This is a genomic window from Pseudofrankia asymbiotica (assembly GCF_001983105.1).
Taxonomy (GTDB): Bacteria; Actinomycetota; Actinomycetes; order Frankiales; family Frankiaceae; genus Pseudofrankia; species Pseudofrankia asymbiotica.
Map to the genome: position 1 here is coordinate 155,276 of NZ_MOMC01000024.1, position 16,917 is coordinate 172,192.

Consider the following 16,917-nt stretch of genomic DNA (forward strand, 5'->3'; position numbering starts at 1 on the left):
CGCGACGAGAGCCGGGCACGTCGTGGATGCTTGGTGGGTGCGGCGTTTGCGTGGCTGCCTGGCGGCCTGTCCTCTGTCCTGGTCCCTGTCCGAGTTCCGGCTCCCCTGCGCGGTGGCCCGGTGAGCGAGGTCGTGGCCCCACCGCCGATGGCGGCCGAGGTGTTCGGTGAGGCGCTCGACCGCGCGGTTCGGTATGCCGAGCTGCTCTCCACGGCGGGCGTCGAGCGCGGGCTGATCGGCCCGCGTGAGACCGACCGGCTGTGGGACCGGCACCTGCTCAACTGCGCGGTGCTCGCCGAGGTCGTCCCGATGGGCGTGACCGTCGTCGATGTCGGCAGTGGCGCCGGACTTCCCGGGGTGCCGTTGGCGCTGGTCCGGCCGGATCTCCGGGTGGTGTTCCTCGAGYCGATGGAGCGCCGGACGATCTTCCTGCGGGAGGTGGTCGCCGCTTTGGACGGCGCGGACCGGATGTCCGTGCTGCGTGGGCGCGCTCCTGATGTCGGTGTCGGGAAAGACGGGCTACGGTGGGATGTAGCCGTTGCCCGAGCGGTGGCTCCATTGGAACGGTTGGGCGGCATGCTGCTTCCGGTCGTTCGACCGGGGGGTGTCATGCTTGCCATGCGCGGTTCGCGAGTCGACGAGGAGCTTGCCGAGGCGCGAGACGGCCTGCTTTCGCAGGGATGGCGGGATCCGCGGGTCCTGATGTGTGGAAATGATCGGCTGGCTGAACCCACTCGCCTGATCTCCGCGGAACGAGCGGCCGATGGGGCGGGGCGACGCGGCGTCGGAGACCGGCACGATGGCAGGMAGCGTGAACAGCAACGGGGACAGACGACACGAGAGCAACGGCGGGCACGCGGACGGACATGTTCCACGTGAAACAGCGTCGACGGGGCTGGGGCTGGACCCTCTGGACCCATCGACCCCGATCGGAGCGGCGGCGGCAGCGGCGGTGGAAGCACTGACTATGGAACGGCGACGACCTTTCCCACGACCGACCCGACAGCGAATCTTCGCGGTCGCCAACCAGAAGGGCGGCGTCGGCAAGACCACGACGACCGTCAACCTGGCGGCTGCCCTGGCCATGCACGGCGTCAGCGTGCTGGTCATCGACCTCGACCCGCAGGGCAACGCCTCCACGGCGCTCGGCGTGGATCACCGCTCCGGGGTGCCGTCCATCTACGAAGTGCTGCTAGGCGACCGACCGCTGGACGAGGTGGTCGCGAAGTCGGGCGAGGCGGAGGGTCTCTTCGTCGCCYCCGCGACGATCGACCTTGCTGGCGCGGAGATCGAGCTGGTCTCGATGGTGGCCAGGGAGGGCCGGCTGCGCCGCGCGATCGCGTCGCTGACCCACGAGGTCGACTACGTCTTCATCGACTGCCCGCCGTCGCTGGGCCTGCTGACCGTGAACGCGCTGGTGGCGGCCAAGGAGCTCCTCATCCCGATCCAGTGCGAGTACTACGCACTGGAGGGCCTCGGCCAGCTGCTTCGTAACGTCGACCTGGTGCAGGCCCACCTGAACCAGGAGCTGCGGCTCACCACGATCCTGCTCACCATGTACGACTCTCGGACGCGCCTGGCCGACCAGGTCGTCCAGGAGGTCAAGGAGCACTTCGGCGACCGGGTGCTGGGCACCACCATCCCTCGCAACGTCCGGCTCGCCGAGGCCCCCAGCTATGGCCAGTCGGCGCTGACGTACGACCCGGTCTCCCGCGGGTCGCTCTCCTACCTCGCGGCGGCCCGCGAACTGGCCGAGCGCGGCGTCGAGGCGCCGCGCGGAACGGTGAACCGGTGAGCCCGCCAGCCCGGCGGGTCGGCGGACTCGGCAAGGGGCTCGGCGCGCTCATCCCGACCGCGCCGGAGGGTGGCTACGACCGCTACGCGGGCAACGGCAACGGCGGCGCGAATGGCTCCCGGATCGGCACCGATCCGGTGCCCGTCCACGGCGCGGTCTTCCGGGAGGTTCCGGTGGACTCGGTGACGCCAAACCCGCGCCAGCCCCGGACGAACTTCGACGAGGAGGCGCTCGAGGAGCTCTCGGTGAGCCTGCGCGAGGTCGGGCTGCTACAGCCGATCGTCGTCCGCGAGGTGCTGCCGGACCAGTACGAACTGGTCATGGGCGAACGCCGCTGGCGCGCCTCCAAGCTCGCGGGCCTCACCGAGATACCGGCCATCATCCGGGACACCGCCGACGACGCGATGCTGCGCGACGCGCTCCTGGAGAACCTCCACCGCCAGCAGCTCAACGCGCTGGAGGAGGCGGCCGCCTACGAGCAGCTGCTACGGGAGTTCGGCGCCACCCACGACCAGCTGGCCACGAAGCTCGGTCGGTCCCGGTCGCACGTCACGAACACGATCCGGCTGCTCGGCCTGCCGCCGGCGGTCCAGCGGCGGGTCGCGGCCGGCGTGCTGTCCGCGGGCCACGCCCGGGCACTGCTGGCCCTGGGGGATCCGGAAGCCCAGGACCGGCTCGCCACCCGGATCGTCGCGGAGGGACTCTCCGTGCGGGCGGTCGAGGAGATCGTGGCTCTGGGCGACGAGGGCCCACGCAAGCGCGCACCCCGGGCACCGCGCCAGGCTCCCCCGGCGCTCTCCCAGGTGGCCGAGCGCCTGGCCGACCGGCTGGACACCAAGGTGAAGGTCGACATGGGCCGCAACCGGGGCAAAATCACCGTCGAGTTCGCAAGCCTCGAGGACCTGGAACGCATCGTCGCCGCCATGGTCCCCAGCGAGACCATCTGAGCGCGGTCACGCCCTCGAAGGGCCATCTTCCACCTAGGCGGAAGATGGCCCTTTCTCATGCCGGCGCGGGCGTCGGGGACGGCGTGCCGCCGATGGGGCGGAGGATGCCCTCGGGGGTCATCGAACCGAGGAGGCGCTCCAGGGCGACCTCGACGTCCTCGCGCCACGTGACGGCGTTCTTCACCTCGAGCCGTAGCCGGGGCCAGCGGCGGTGCGGGCGGACGGTCTTGAAGCCCACCGCCAGCAGGTAGTCGGCCGGCACGACGCAGCGGGTGCCCTCGTCCTGGCGGAGGTCGCCGAATGCCTCGATCGCGCGGTAACCGCGTCGAATGACGTCCTTCACCATCGCCTGAATGAGTACGCGCCCAAGGCCCTGCCCGGCAAACTCGTCGACGATTTTCGCCGTCATCAGGAGAACGGCGTCCGAGCTGACGGGACTGGTGGGGAAGGCGATCGAACGGGGTACGTAGGCAGGCGGCGCATACATCGCGAAGCCCGCGGGCGCGTTGTCGACGTAGATGACTTTCCCGCAGCTTCCCCATTCCAGCAGCGCCGAGGAGACCCAGGCTTCCTTCTCCAGATCGGTGCCGCCGGCCTCCTCGGCCCGGCTGCGGGCAACCGGTTCGAGCTCCCAGAACACACATCGGCGACACCGCTGAGGCAGGTCGTCGATGTTGTCGAGCGTTATGTTCGCGACGCGACGACTCATCGGTAGCGCTCCKCACGTCGAGGGATCCAGGCAGCTGGCTCTAGCCTAGGCGCCGCACCGGGAATCTTCCTGACGGGGCGGAGGGTCAGTGAGGCGCCCCACGCCCTGTCGGCGTTTCACGTGAAACGCCGACAGGGCGTGGAGGTCACATCGTTCAGCCGGGATGGCACGTCGCGGAGCCATGGTCTTCTTCGGTTCAAGGAGACTTCGGTGTGCGATGCCATCCGGACGCCCCGATCGCGCTAGCGCCGGAGCGGTGGACGTCGCCGCCCGTTTCACGTGAAACAGACGGCGTGAGTTCAGGGGCCGGTGGCGACCCGGGGAACCCGGAGCTGACCCGTCGGCGCGTCCTGCTCGGGCGGCAGATACAGCCGCTGGATGGCGGTGAGGACGGCCTCGGCGATGGTCGCGCGGTAATCGGCTGAGCCGAGGGCGGCGGCGTCGCGGGGATTCGTGAGGTAGCCGACCTCGATCCGGACCGCCGGCATGGCGGTCCGGCGCAGTAGCTCCCAGGTCTTGGGATGCGTCCAGCAGTCGAGCATGTCTGTCCGGGAGACGAGCTCCTTCTGGATGAGCATCGCGAGGCGCTCGCCCACCGCGGACGAGCCGTGGGCATTGCCGAAGTAGTAGCAGGAGACACCTTCGGCCTTGGGCGAGTCGCTGGCGTCGGCGTGCAGTGAGATAAGCACGTCGGCGCCGMGCTCGTTGGCCCGCCTGGCCCGCTCGGCGTCGTCCGGCGACTCGTCGTCGGCGTGCACCCGGAAGGTCTCCAGGCCGGACGACCGCAGCCGGGCCTCCAGCCGACCGGCGAGGTCCGCCACCACGTCCCGCTCGTTCAGCCCGGGTACGACGGCACCGGCGTCCTCGCCCCCGTGGCCGGCATCGATGGCGACGACCGTGCCGAGGAGCGAGGGTCCTCGGACAAGCAGCCGCGTCGACTCGCGCAGCACATCCGGGCGGCCGCCAGTGACCGTACGTTCCAACCGCTTGAGTTCGCGGAGGGTCTGGGGGCCGCAGCGCCCGTCCGGCTCGAGGCCCCGGTTGCGCTGGAAATCGCGGACGGCCGCCTCCGTGCGCGGGCCGAAGATGCCGTCGCTACGGCCGATGTCGAAGCCCATGCTCGACAGCCGCGTCTGCAGCGCGGCGACGTCGTCGCCGACGAACGGCCGACTGGCCACGTAATAGAGCAGCCGGTCACCCAGCCGGTGACGTGCCTCGTCGAGCGCGCGGGTGGTGTCCGGCCCGATGATCCCGTCGACGGACAGCCCGCGGCTCTGCTGAAACGCGCGCACGGCGCGGTCCAGGCTCTCGTCGAACAGATCTGCGCCAGGCCTCTCCGAGCCCTCGCCACCGGGCTGCCGGGGGGCCGCTGGTAGGAACGACAGATGCGTCAGGGCCGCGCGTACATCGGCCACGCCCGGACCACGGTCACCGAGCCGGAGCAGCTTCACGGGTCACCAGCGTAGGCGATGCGGCTGGGCCACCCGCGGTCGCGGGCGTGACTGTCCCGCCTAGTTCCTTCTCGCCGCCGAGCTCCTGCTCGTCCCAAGTCCACCCGGCCCCACCATCGCGGTCCGTTCTGGGCCTGGATCGGCCGGCGGTTCCGCTGAGCGGCGATTCGATCRCCGGACGGAGCGACCGGAAACGGACTCGGCCCGCCGGCGTCTCCGCGAGGGATGACACCGACGGGCCGAGGGGGCCTGGCGGCCGGGACCGGCATGGAGGCCATGGCCATGCAGCGGCGCGAGATCAGATGAACTCGGCGAGGTCGTTCAGCAGAGCACGCTTCGGCTTCGCGCCGACGATGCTCTTCGCGATCGCGCCGTCGACGAACACGGCCATCGTCGGGATCGACATGATCTGGTACGCGCGCGCCGTCTGCGGGTTCTCGTCGATGTTGAGCTTGACGACCCGCAGCGAGTCCGCGTGGGCCGCCGCGATCTCCTCCAGTACGGGGGCGACCATCTTGCATGGCCCGCACCACTCGGCCCAGAAGTCCACCAGTACGGGCTTGTCACTCTTGAGCACCTCGGCGTCGAACGTCTTGTCCGTCACCGGGGTGGTGGCTCCTGCCATCAATCTCTCCTTGTGTCGTGGGGACGGTGTCGTCTCAGGCCGCTGGCGCGGTCGAGCTGTCGCCGGTCTCGTGGTCCGCGATCCAGCGCTCGGCGTCGAGGGCGGCCGCGCAGCCGGTACCGGCGGCGGTGATCGCCTGCCGGTAGATGTGGTCGACCACGTCGCCCGCGGCGAAGACGCCGTCCAGGTTGGTCCTGGTCGACGGGGCGTCGACGAGAACGTAGCCCTCGTCGTCCAGGGTTACCTGGCCGCGGAACAGTTCGGAGCGCGGTATGTGGCCGATCGCGACGAACAGGCCCGTCACGTCCACCTTGTCGTCCGCGCCGGTCACCGTGTCGCGCAGCCGGACACCGGAGAGCTTGTGGTCGCCCTCCAGCCCGGTCACCACCGCGTTCCAGCGGAACTTGATCTTCGGGTTCGCGCGCGCGCGGTCGGCCATGATGGCGCTGGCGCGCAGCTTGTCCCGGCGGTGGACGACCGTCACGGAGTTCGCGAACCGAGTGAGGAAGGTGGCCTCCTCCATCGCCGAGTCGCCACCGCCGACGACCGCGATGTCCTGGTCACGGAAGAAGAAGCCGTCACACGTCGCGCAGGCGGAGACCCCGCGGCCGAGCAGCCTGTCCTCTTCCGGGACGTCCAGCTTCCGGTAGGCCGAGCCGGTGGCAATGATGACCACCTTGGCGTAGTGGACCTCCTCGCCGACCTTCACGACCTTCGGAGTGACGGTGAGGTCGACCTCCGTCACGTCGTCGGGGACCAGTTCCGCTCCGAAGCGTTCCGCCTGCTTGCGCAGGTCGTCCATGAGCTCGGGCCCCTGGATGCCCTCGGGAAATCCTGGGAAGTTCTCGACCTCGGTGGTGGTCATCAGCGCGCCACCCGCCGAGACGGCGCCTTCGAACACCAGCGGTCGCAGGTTGGCGCGCGCCGTGTAGATGGCGGCCGTGTAGCCCGCCGGCCCGGAGCCGATGATGATGACGTCCCGGACTCCGCTGTCCTGCGCTGTCACGCGCTGCTCCCTTCACATCGCGGCCGAAGCCGCTGTCACGCTAACCGCGCGGGGTTACCAGAGATTCCTGTCTCTACCACCGGCCGGAAGGCGGGAACTCCGTGTCCCGTCGTCGGACGCCTCGCGCCGACCCGGCAGCTGGAGACAGTCGTGCGGGGCAGGGCTGGCCCTGCCCCGGGGCCGACGGTACGAGCGGGGCCGGCAGCGACCGCTGATGGCTTCCCACCGCCTCCGCGGGTTTCGTACCCGCCCCGAACCTCGCGGCGGGCCGGCGAAGCTGATCTGGGGGGTCGGCGAGCTGGGGGGTCATTGATCCAGCGGGAACTCCGGCGGCCAGGGACAGGCATCGACAATATCGTTTCAAGCCCTGGTGGCGGACGCGTCGTACCAGGTGTGGCCGGCCAGGTGGCTGACGTCGCAGCCGAGGTCGACGACGGTCAGCTGGACCCGGTCCTGGCTGGGCGGCACCGCGCCGGGCGCCGCGRCCATCGCACCACCCTGGCCCGCGGGCCCCGTCTCCGGCGTCATGGGAACGCCCGATGTGCCCGATACATCCTGAATGTCCAAGACGACCAGCACGGCATCGCGGCCACGGTAGCTGACTCGGTCGATCGCCAGCACGGCACCAACGCTGGTGGCGAGCTTCCCGTAGCAGCCGAGCAGACCAGGGGTGACGACCGCCTTCCAGGCGGCTGTGGCGGCTGTGGCGGCTGTGGCGGACGGGTCGCCGGTGGCCTGGCCATCGGCCACCACGGTCGTACCCAGGCTGGTGTAGCCGGCGATCGTTATGCGGCCGGCGAGCAGGTCCTTGGCGTGCCGGGCCACGGCGTCCGGGCTCAGCACGGCGCGACTGTCGGCGACGTTTATCAGGTTGCTGGCGAGAAGCGCCGCTGACGGCGCTGACGGCGCGGCGGCGCCCTGGCCGCCCGCCTCGGTGACGGAGCCGCCGGCGTCGGCGGCCCTGTCGTCCGCGGACATGGCGGCGCTCGAGGTCGAGAGGTCAGAGGACGCGCTGTTGTGCCCCCAGACGACGAACAGCCCCGCACCGGCGACCACGACCAGCAGACAGGCAGCCAGCAGCGCGAGCCGTTCGGGCCGGACGGCCCGGGGGAGAACGGGCGACCTGGCGTGCGGCGGGGCCGTGAGGTGCCTGACGGTGCCGCTGTGGGTCGGTGGCCGTCTCACCCGGCCAGGCGCGCGTCGCTCGGCGCGGCGGTCGCGGCGGTCGCGGCGGTCATCCGAGCCGGCGGGATCGGGCCGTGGGGCCGTCGACGCCGGGGCCGCGGACAGGGCCGCCTGGATACGGCGGGCGACGTCCGGCGGCATGGTGATGGGCGCGAGCCGGGAGAGCTCGACGCGTACGTTGCGCAGCGCGACCACGGCCCGCTGGCAGTCGGCACAGGCCCGGACATGACGGTCGACGGAGCCCGGCGTGCGCTCGCCGTCCGCGTACGCGTCCAGCAGCTCGCCGTCAGGATGGCGCGGCGTCGGCTCGCCGCGTGCGTCAGGCTCCACCGCCCATCACCTCCCCCCTCTCCAAGACGGAGCGGACGGCCTGGTGGTTCCCCGGACGCAGATAGCCCAGCTGTTCCGCGAGCCGCGCCCGGCCGCGCGCGGCCCGGCTCTTGACCGTCCCGACCGGCACGCCGAGCGCCGCCGCGGCCTGCGCCACGGGCATTCCCTCGATGTCGACGAGCACGACGGCGGCCCGCAACGCCGGTGGCAGCCTGGCCAGAGCGCTCTCGATGTCGCGGCGAAGCTCACCCTCGGCGTGCGCGTCGCGCGGGTCGGCGGGCTCGTGCTCGACCCCGTCCGGGCCGGTCGGCATCGGCACGGTCATCGGGCGGGCGGCCCTGCGACGCAGGCGGTCCAGCGCGGCGTTCACCGTGATCCGGTGCAGCCAGGTGCGCACCGTCGACTCGCCGCGGAACCCGGCCGCGCGGCGGTGGGCGGAGAGCATCGCCTCCTGGACCGCGTCGGCCGCGTCCTCGGCGTCGTGCAGCAGCCTGTAGGCGACTGACCAGAGACGGTCGGCATTGGCTCGGAACAGCTCGGCGAACGCCGCCGGGTCGCCGTCGACATGCCTGCGCAGCAGCTCCGCGTCCGGATCGGACGACCACGTCGAGTCGGCCAGTTCGACCGGTTCGGCATGGTCGTCCCGGTCGGCCCGTCCGACCTGTGCCGGTGGGGGCGGCTCCGCCGGGACCGCCGTGCTCTGAGCCCCGGCGGCCCCGCCGGACACGTCGAGAGAGGTGCCCGGTATGGGTTCGCCGGTCTGGTCAGGCATCGCATGCGGCCGGGACGGTGCTCGCCGACGGCCAGGTCAGGACAGGAACTTGATCTCGGCGATCGAGGCCTTGAACCCGTCCGGCGGCAGCCCGGTGATCCAGAGCACCCAGTACTTGGCTGTCGTCGTGCTCGGGACCGGGATGGTCACGTCCGTGTTGGCCTGCCCGGTGACCGGCTGGCCGACCACCTGGTACGCGCCGTTGATGTCCGGGCTCTCCGTGTCGCCGGCGCGCAGCTCGAACGTGACCGGCCCCAGGGAGCCGATCGTGACCACGACCGAGCTCGGGTGCTGGGGCTGTGCGAACGAGACCAGGAACCCGAGGCCGGCCTTGAGAGAGCCGAACGCGGCCGACTTGTATCGCTCGGTCGTCCACTGCGTCTGCGGGTTGCCGTCGATGACGTTGTGGACGACGTCCTCGTTCTCCAGCTTGTCCGCACCGGTAGCCAGCGGGTCGTAGGAGGTGACATTCGCCGGAGGGAGGACGGCCCCCTGCGTCGCCGTCACGGACGGGGTCGGACCGTCAGCCGTGTTGTCGCCGTCTCCTCCGCCGCTGAGCTGGAGGKCGAGCACGATGCCGCCGGCGATGACCGCGACGACGACGATCGCGATGATGATCGGCAGTGCGCGTCGCCGGGGCTGCTGGTTGGCGGGGGGCCGGCCCGAGCGCGGCCGCTGGCCGCCGGTCCCGGCCGGCGGGTAGCCGCGCTGCTGGGGCGGATAGCCGTTGTCGTCGTAGCCGCCACCGCGCCGACCGCGGTCGTAGTCGTCGTAGTCGTCCTGGTAGCGCCTACCCCGGTAGCCACCGTCGTCGTAGCCGCCGCGGCCGTAGTCGTCCCGGTCCGGCGCCGGCGTCGCGAAGCCCGCCGTCGACGGCAGACTCGCGGTGTCGGGGCCGTAGCCGTCCGAGCCGCCGTAGCCCGGCGTCATCGCCTCGGTGCCCGGCGGCTCGTCGCCGAACGTCATCAGGCCGGTGTCGTGCAGCGCCTCGACCGGGGTGACCGCCTCCAGCTCGGCGATCAGGTCGGTGGCGGTGGTGATGGGCTCGCCGGCCGACTCGTCGCCGCTGAGCGCGGCCATGGTGATCGCGTCCAGGTCGCGCGGGACCGTGTGGTTGAGCTGGCGCGGGCTCTGAAGGCGGCCGTACGTGCCGTAGGGGGCTTCCGGTAGGCCAGTGTCCCCGGACAGCGGCCAGGCGCCCGTCAGGGCGGCGTAGAGCAGCCCGCCGAGCGCGCGTACGTCGGCGGCCTCGGTGCCGGCACGGTCCTCGGGCTCGGTCGGCCCTGTCCCGTCGATGTTCGCCAGCACGGCACCGACCTCGAGGTCGATGACCTTGACCGTGCCATGGCTGGAGACGATCACGTCGCCGGGGCGCAGCCCACCGTGGCGTAGCCCGCGCTCGTGCGCGGCGGCGATCACGCGCGCGGCGCCGAGGACGACGGCGGCGGCCTGCTCCGGCCGCAGCGGGCCCTCCTGGGCGAGCTGGCGCAGCGTGCGGCCGTCGACCCATTCGGTGATGACGTAGGAGACCTGGCCGTTGTCGGTCGTCGTCACGGTCGCGTCATAGGTGGACGCGGCGCCCGGGTGGACCAGCCGGCCGGAGTTCACCGCGGCCGACAAGAGCGACTGGGCGGCCTCACGGCGCGCCGGGTCGTCGTCGACGTGCTCGACGACGCGGACCGCGACCGGCCGGGTCAGCACCGTGTCGTCGCCACGCCAGAGCGTGACCGGACCGCGCGAGCTAAGTACACCGATGAGGCGGTAGCGGCGGTCGAGGACGGACTCCGCGAGGAGGGTGCCGTTATCGGCCGCTCCCGCGCCGGACGAGGCGTTGACTGTCACGTCGTTGTCGACGTCCGCGGACTGCGGCCGGTTGCCTGCCTCGACCACAACGCCTCCGTCGTCCCCGGATCCGTGGCACCGTCGCCACTGTGATCGCCTGGCCAGCGGCGGTCGATGCCCGCGGGCAGCGCCTCCTGACGGCGCACCCGATGGCCTCGTCCTCCCGCGCCGCTCGCCCTGGCGCCACTCGACCTGAGTCTGGCGCACCCGCGATGGCTCTTGCTGGCCGTTTGGCGATGTTCCCAGATTAGTTTACGGGGATCGCCCCGATGGCTCTCTCAGCCCCGGCGGAAACGTCGGGAAACCATCCGGGTCAGCGCCCGGACCTCGGGGATGCCCATCCGCGTGACCGTCCCGACGAACAGGGGCAGGCCGACCAGCGCGCCGACGAACACCGCCGTGAAGGAGCCGAGGAGCCCGTCGCCGAGGACGTCGCGCAGCCCGTGAGCGACGGCGCTGGCCGCAGCCGCCCCGATGCCGGCGGCGACACTGATCCGGGCGAGCGTCGCGATCACTCGATCGCCGTCCATCCCGCCGAGCCGGCGGCGCAGCAGCGCGATCGTCACGCACAGCCCGGCCAGGTAGCCGACGTTGAACGCGAGCGCCAGCGCGATCGCCCGGTGCTCCGGCGGCAGCAGGTGGCTCAGCGCCACGGCGGCCAGCACGTTCACCGCCACCACACCGATGTTCACCAGTGATGGCGTCCGGCTGTCCTGATGGGCGTAGAAGACCCGCAGGTGCAGCTGGAACACCGAGAATGGCACCAAGGCCACGGCGAACGCCGAGAGCGTGTCGCCAATGGCGACCGCCGAGTCGTGCTCGACGGCGCCGTGGTTGAACACGGCCACCGCGATGGGGCGGCCCAGCGCCAGCAGGAACAGCGCCGCCGGCACGATCGCCGTGAGGCTCAGCCGGGTCGCCGTCGACAGGTCGTCGAGCACCAGGGCGCGTTTGCCGTCGGCGGCGTGCGCGCTCATCCGCGGCAGCAGCGCGGTGATCACGGACACGCCGATGATCGCGTACGGGAGCTGGAAGAGCTGGTAGCCGTAGGCGTAGATGACGTTCGCGGTGACGGCGGTTGACAGCCGGGTGATGACCACGTAGCCGAGCTGGCTGACGATCACCCACAGGACCGTCCAGCCGGCGAGTCGCATCGCGTTGCGCAGTCCGGGGTGGGACAGGTCCAGCCGCGGGCGGTAGCGGAAACCGACCTTGCGCAGCGATGGGAGCAGCGCGATCGTCATCAGCACGACGCCGAGCGTCGTGCCGCCCGCGAGCACCACGGTCTGCGTGTTGGTGATCGTCTTCGGGCCGTCGATCTGCGGCGGGCGCGGCCCGGAGATCACATAGGTGAAGGCGACGCAGGTGGCGATGACGGCCAGGTTGTTCAGGACGGGCGTGAACATCGGCGCCGCGAACGAGCCGCGCACGTTGAGGATCGCGCCGATCGTCGCCCCGATGCCGTAACAGACGATCTGCGGCATGAACCAGCGCAGCATCTCCACGCCGAGGTCACGCTCCGGACCCGGATGGCCGATGTACGGCGCGACGATCTGGGGCGCCAGGATCATGCCGAGGACGGCGGCCCCGCCGAGCARCAGGATCATCAGCGTCAGCAGCGACGAGGCGAACCGGTCACCGCCGTCCGGGTCCTCCTTGGACGCCCGGACCAGCACCGGCACGACGACACTGGTCAGGATGCCGCCGATCAGCAGGTCGTAGACGATGTTCGGGATCGTGTTCGCGACGTTGTAGGCCTCGCCGACCGCACCGGTGCCGAGCGCGACCGCGACCGCGATGGTGCGCAGGAAGCCGGTCGCGCGCGAGGCGATCGTGCCGAGCGCCATCACGCCGCTGGCCCGGCCGAGGCCGCCCTTCCGCTGCCCGCCCGCCGGCCCGGAGGACCCCGCCTGCCCGGCGTTCCGCGCTGGGCGCGGGCCGGTGCGCCCGGTACGGGGGACCACCATCGTCTGGTCGGCCATCCGGCCGGCGGCGCGGTCCGTGCGTGCCACCGGACGGTCCGGCGGCACCGACCTGGGAGGTCGGGCCGGTCGAGCCTGCCGGCCCGGATCGTCTCCACGCTGGCGCGGCTGGCGCGGCGGCTCGGGCGGCGGGGTGCCGCGGCGGCCGTCGGCGCGGTGCGAGCCGAGCGGGCGGCTGTCGCGGCGGACCGGGGTGGTCGGGCGTGCCTCGGCCGGGCGCGGTGTGCCCGGTGGCGGTGTGCCCGGCGGCCCCGGCAGCCGACTCGTCGGCCCCTGCGGTGACACGGGGGGCGGCACGGACCGCCTGGACGGCGACGGCGGCGGTGGCGGTGGCGGGGGTACGGAGGGCTGGCGTGRCCGCATCGACGGAGCGGGAGACGGGGGAGGCACCGAGGGCCGTCGCGGCTGCGCGGCCGGCGGGGGTGATGGGGGTGGTGGCACGGACGGCGGAGGCGTCCGCGGCACGGCCGGCAGCCGGCGAGTGGGGCCCGCCGGGACGTCGTCCTGGTACCGGTCGTCCTGGTACGGGTCTTCGCGGTACCGCTCGTCGGCGCGGCGAGGCCCGCGGTAGCCGTCGTCCGGGTGGCGCTCGTCGCGGTATCGGCCCTGGTACTGGCCGTCGCGGTAGCGCCCGTCCTCGTACTGGTCGTCCCGATACCGCGCGCCGGGGCGGTGGGCGTCGCCGTAGCCGGCATCCGGGTGCTCGACGTCGGGGTAGCGGTCGTCCCGGTAGGGCTGCTCCTCGCGGTACAGGTCGTCCCGGCGGGTCGGGCCGGTCCCCCGGCGGTGCCGCGGCCCGGAGGGGCCGTCGGGACCGTCGGCCGGGCTCACGGCTCGCTCGGGTTGGCTGGCACCCCGCCAGCGTAGGCGCGTTCGGACTCGGTCCGTTGTGTTCCTGCCGCGTTCGCCTGGATCCGGCGCACAGGTGTTGTCGGAGGGTCGGTGACCTGCGAGGCGTTCGGGTCCGTTCGGGTGCCATCGGTCACCGTCGGCGGCTCGCCGGTCGGCGGACCACCGGCCAGTGGCTCGCCGGGTCCATCGCCGCCGTGGCGATTCGCGCCTCGGCGGCGGCGCCGGCGGACCAGGCGCAGCAGGACGGCCGCGGCGAACAGCCCGACGGCGGCGTAGGTGATCGCGGAGGCGATCGTGCCGTAGGCGGTGGAACGCACCAGGACCCGTGCCGGTTGGGTCGTCAGCCGCTTGCCGTCCGGCGTCAGCACCTGGACGTCGACCGGGAACGTGCCGGCCGCGTCGGAGCTGACGGAGATCAGTACCTGCTGGACACCGTGTGGCTGCACGGTGATGGGGATTGTGGAGGGCGAGCGCAGCCGGGTCTTGTCGTTGGATGACAGTCGCAGCACGACGGTCATCGGGTAGGCGTTGCCCGGGTGGGTGTCGCTGATGTTGTTCACGGTCAGCGGCACCGTGCCCTCGCGGCTGGTCAGGGTGACCTTCTCCGAGGCGCGGAACTCTATGCCACTGCGGATCAGGTTGGTCCGGCCGTCGACCTCCTGGCTCAGATGAACGGCGCCAGGCCTGTCCGCACGCCATTGCACCGAGAGCGCCGTCAGCAGGGTGTTCTTCATGGGACTGATGACGTCGTCGCGCAGCGTGCACGTCGCGGGGTGAATGATCACCGCAGGATTGACCCGGTCGTCGATCCGCGCGCACAGGACCGGGTCGAGCAGCTCCGCCTCGTCGCGCAGATGCTCCACCGCCTTGACGTAGTCCGTCGGTATCTCGCGGTCGGCCGCCCACTGCGGGTAGGTGAGCCGGAGGCGGGTCTTGTCCGCGGGCACCGTGGTGACCGATGGCGGGGTACTCCCGGTCGAGTCGCCGCCGGCTCCGCTCGCGGCCCCGCCCGTGCTCACGGGGGTGACGGGCAGCGCCGTCGGCTGGAAGAAGGGCTGGTAGCCGGAGCCCGCCGGAGAGCCGAGGGCATGCAGCACCTGCTGGGCCACCTGTGCCGACGGGTTCCAGTCGCGGGGGAGCGCCAGCACCGCGAGCCGGTTCTGGTTCGGCTTCTCCGAGGTGATCATGGCCAGCTCGGCGAACATGTCGCCCAGGGCCTTTGGCTCGTTGGACTCGGCCCCCGGCGCCGTGACCAGCTGGGTGAGCTTCGAGTCGGCCGCGAGCGCGCGGATCTGGCCCGCGGAGGTCGACTGGGTGGTGACCGCGGTGGGGGTCACGCCTCTGCTCGCCGCCGGCAGCAGCCGGTCGTCCATGATGACGGTCGTCATGTCGACGCCCTCGGCGGCGAGGAACGCCAGCGTCGCGCTGTCGGCGAGCCCGTCCACCGGGTAAGCGGCCTTCACAGTGTCCTCGTCGTCGAGACCGAGCGCCTTGGCCACGGCCATGCGACCGGTCTTCACCGCCAGGAGGGCGTCGTTGAGCTCGCCCGCGTGGACGAGCGCGGCAAGGTCGACGTCGCCCCAGGGCAACGCGAACACGACGTTGCCCCGGGTTTTGGCGAACGCGGTCAGATGGTCCAGGAAATTGGCCGCGTTCGTGCTCAAGGGCTGTTCCCGCACACCGCTCGGGCTCGCGAAGTGATAGCAGGTCCCGGGACCCGTCGCGCACACCGCCGGGGTGCCGTACGCGTCCTTAGCAGCCATCACCCGCAGGGTCTTCAACAGCGTCGGGTCGAGGGCGAGCGCGACCGCGGACTTCTGCCCGCTGGTCGGGTCGAGCGCGTCCAGCAGCCGGGACAGCCGACCGCCTGGCGCGATGTCCTTGGCCAGACTGTCGTCGGTCAGCATCCCGTCCGAGCGCAGCTTCGGCGGGGCCGAGAGCGGCAGCACGGTCGAGACCGCGGTCGCCTTCAGCGTCGGCTGCGGTGGCGCCCAGACGAGGAACGTGTAGGCGGCCGCGATCAGGGTCCCCGACCGCCGGACGGAGACCTGCATCGGGTAGATCGTCAGCTGAATCTTGTTGATCTTCTGGCGATCCAGCGTGGCGTCGAACGTGAACTTGTGATCGGGCCCGACAGGCCTCGGGTCGGTGAGCGGGGTGGGGAGGTAGCTGACGCTCGTCGGCTTGGCTCGCACCTGTTCGAGCTTGGCGCGGCCGCCCGCGTCCAGACTGATGCCCCCACTCATCACCCGCACCTCGACCTCGAGGTCCTGCCCTGGATCCGAGGGCGCGAGGTCCACGTGCCCGCTCAGGGTGAGCGRCACCCCCGGAGAGGCGACCGGCAGGTAGTTGTCCAGGACGACGCTGGTCCGTGGCGTCGCAGGTGCCGAGCCCGCTGCCGGCGTCGAGTCCGCCGCCGAGCCCGCGCCCGATGTACCGGAAGAGCTCGAGGCACCGGCGGTCGGGCTGGCGGTCCGACCTGTGGATGAGGCTGTGGACAACCCTGTGGATGCTGTGGATGAAGCAAATGACGGAACCGCCGGCAGCCCGGTCAGCGCCGCCGTCAGGGCCACCGCCACCGCCAGGTACGCGGGCCTTCTCACCCGCCGCGCGCCGGGACGGGTCACGCGCCGGCCGCCAGGAGCGCGGGGACGTCCTGCAGGAGCCGCCGCTCGTCGGCGTAGGCGAGCCTTCCGGCCACCTGGTCGAGCGGGACCCAGGCGACGGCGGTGACCTCGACGTCCGCGTCGGAGAGCTCGCCGGCGGTGCGCAGCAGCAGGTAGTGGTGCACCGTCTTGTGGACGCGCGAGCGGCCGGTGACGAACCAGAAGTCGATGGTGCCCAGCGCCGCCACGATCTCCCCGGTCACGCCGGTCTCCTCGGCGACCTCGCGGACCGCGGCCTGCTCGTTGGTCTCGCCGCCCTCGACGTGCCCCTTCGGCAGGGACCACAGCAGCCGGCCACGTCGGTCCCGCCGGGCGATCAGGGCCGCCTTCGCGTGGTTGGAGCGGGCGTCCAGCACGAGACCACCTGCCGACGTCTCCTCGATCCGACGCAGCCGGCGACGGCCACGGGGGGACGACGACGCCGGCATAAAACGATCGTACGAGCATCGGATGAGTCGTCCCCGGCGACTGTCCGGCTTGTCCGAATGGGGCGTGAGCTGGGCGCCGCCTGGCCGCTGGGTTGGCGCATATGGCGGCAGTTGGTACCAGTTCAGGAGCGGTGGGGTGGCGGGTTGGCGCCGGAGGGCAGTCATCGCGTCCAGGCTGGCCCCGGCGAGAGCCCCGGCCGGGCCCCGCGAGAACAGCGCGGTCCGCGTGATGGCACCGGTCCTGGTCATGATCGGATAACCGTTAGGGGGTGCCGGCGGTGGCCGCTACCCTGGTCAGGTGTCTGTGATCAGTCTCGACAATCCGCG

13 protein-coding genes are annotated in these 16,917 nt (G+C 71.8%); 3 read left to right on the forward strand and 10 right to left on the reverse strand.

Annotated features, from left to right (window positions below):
- Positions 1-147: 147 nt before the first annotated feature.
- From rsmG to BL253_RS13340, 3 genes are all read left to right on the forward strand, one after another.
- Complete coding sequence (rsmG, locus tag BL253_RS13330) at positions 148-879, forward strand: 16S rRNA (guanine(527)-N(7))-methyltransferase RsmG (protein ID WP_076816876.1); 732 nt, start codon at positions 148-150, stop codon at positions 877-879.
- A gap of 88 nt (positions 880-967) precedes the next feature.
- Complete coding sequence (locus tag BL253_RS13335) at positions 968-1,795, forward strand: ParA family protein (protein ID WP_076816801.1); 828 nt, start codon at positions 968-970, stop codon at positions 1,793-1,795.
- Positions 1,792-2,742: a ParB/RepB/Spo0J family partition protein gene (locus BL253_RS13340; protein ID WP_076816803.1), complete on the forward strand. Its 951-nt coding sequence runs from the start codon at positions 1,792-1,794 to the stop codon at positions 2,740-2,742. The genes BL253_RS13335 and BL253_RS13340 overlap by 4 nt, the downstream gene beginning before the upstream one ends.
- Before the next feature lie 55 nt (positions 2,743-2,797).
- Here the strand turns inward: BL253_RS13340 and BL253_RS13345 are convergent, their stop codons facing one another.
- The 10 genes from BL253_RS13345 to BL253_RS13390 form a co-directional block, all read right to left on the reverse strand.
- On the reverse strand, positions 2,798-3,451 hold the full coding sequence (locus BL253_RS13345) for a GNAT family N-acetyltransferase (protein WP_076816804.1): 654 nt from the start codon (positions 3,449-3,451) through the stop codon (positions 2,798-2,800).
- A gap of 299 nt (positions 3,452-3,750) precedes the next feature.
- Entirely contained in the window at positions 3,751-4,902 is a 1,152-nt protein-coding gene (locus BL253_RS13350; RefSeq protein ID WP_076816806.1) for an N-acetylmuramoyl-L-alanine amidase, read from the reverse strand.
- 298 nt (positions 4,903-5,200) lie between these two features.
- Entirely contained in the window at positions 5,201-5,527 is a 327-nt protein-coding gene (trxA, locus tag BL253_RS13355; protein WP_076816808.1) for a thioredoxin, read from the reverse strand.
- Positions 5,528-5,561: 34 nt separating this feature from the next.
- Complete coding sequence (trxB, locus tag BL253_RS13360) at positions 5,562-6,533, reverse strand: thioredoxin-disulfide reductase (RefSeq protein WP_076816810.1); 972 nt, start codon at positions 6,531-6,533, stop codon at positions 5,562-5,564.
- 360 nt (positions 6,534-6,893) lie between these two features.
- On the reverse strand, positions 6,894-8,048 hold the full coding sequence (locus BL253_RS13365) for an anti-sigma factor family protein (RefSeq protein WP_076816812.1): 1,155 nt from the start codon (positions 8,046-8,048) through the stop codon (positions 6,894-6,896).
- On the reverse strand, positions 8,038-8,820 hold the full coding sequence (sigM, locus tag BL253_RS13370; RefSeq protein ID WP_081438273.1) for an RNA polymerase sigma factor SigM: 783 nt from the start codon (positions 8,818-8,820) through the stop codon (positions 8,038-8,040). Before sigM ends, BL253_RS13365 begins: the two co-directional genes overlap by 11 nt.
- A 36-nt stretch (positions 8,821-8,856) precedes the next feature.
- The gene (locus BL253_RS13375) at positions 8,857-10,710 is read right to left on the reverse strand and encodes a protein kinase family protein (protein ID WP_076816813.1); all 1,854 of its coding nucleotides are present in this window, start codon (positions 10,708-10,710) and stop codon (positions 8,857-8,859) included.
- A 230-nt stretch (positions 10,711-10,940) separates the two neighbouring features.
- Entirely contained in the window at positions 10,941-13,475 is a 2,535-nt protein-coding gene (murJ, locus tag BL253_RS39300) for a murein biosynthesis integral membrane protein MurJ (protein WP_081438274.1), read from the reverse strand.
- Positions 13,472-16,123 (reverse strand): DUF6049 family protein, encoded by a 2,652-nt coding sequence (locus tag BL253_RS43710; RefSeq protein WP_241834754.1) that lies wholly within the window; start codon positions 16,121-16,123, stop codon positions 13,472-13,474. The genes murJ and BL253_RS43710 overlap by 4 nt, the downstream gene beginning before the upstream one ends.
- Positions 16,120-16,590, reverse strand: coding sequence for an NUDIX hydrolase (locus tag BL253_RS13390; RefSeq protein WP_076816817.1), 471 nt, complete (start codon positions 16,588-16,590; stop codon positions 16,120-16,122). The genes BL253_RS43710 and BL253_RS13390 overlap by 4 nt, the downstream gene beginning before the upstream one ends.
- Positions 16,591-16,917: the final 327 nt, after the last annotated feature.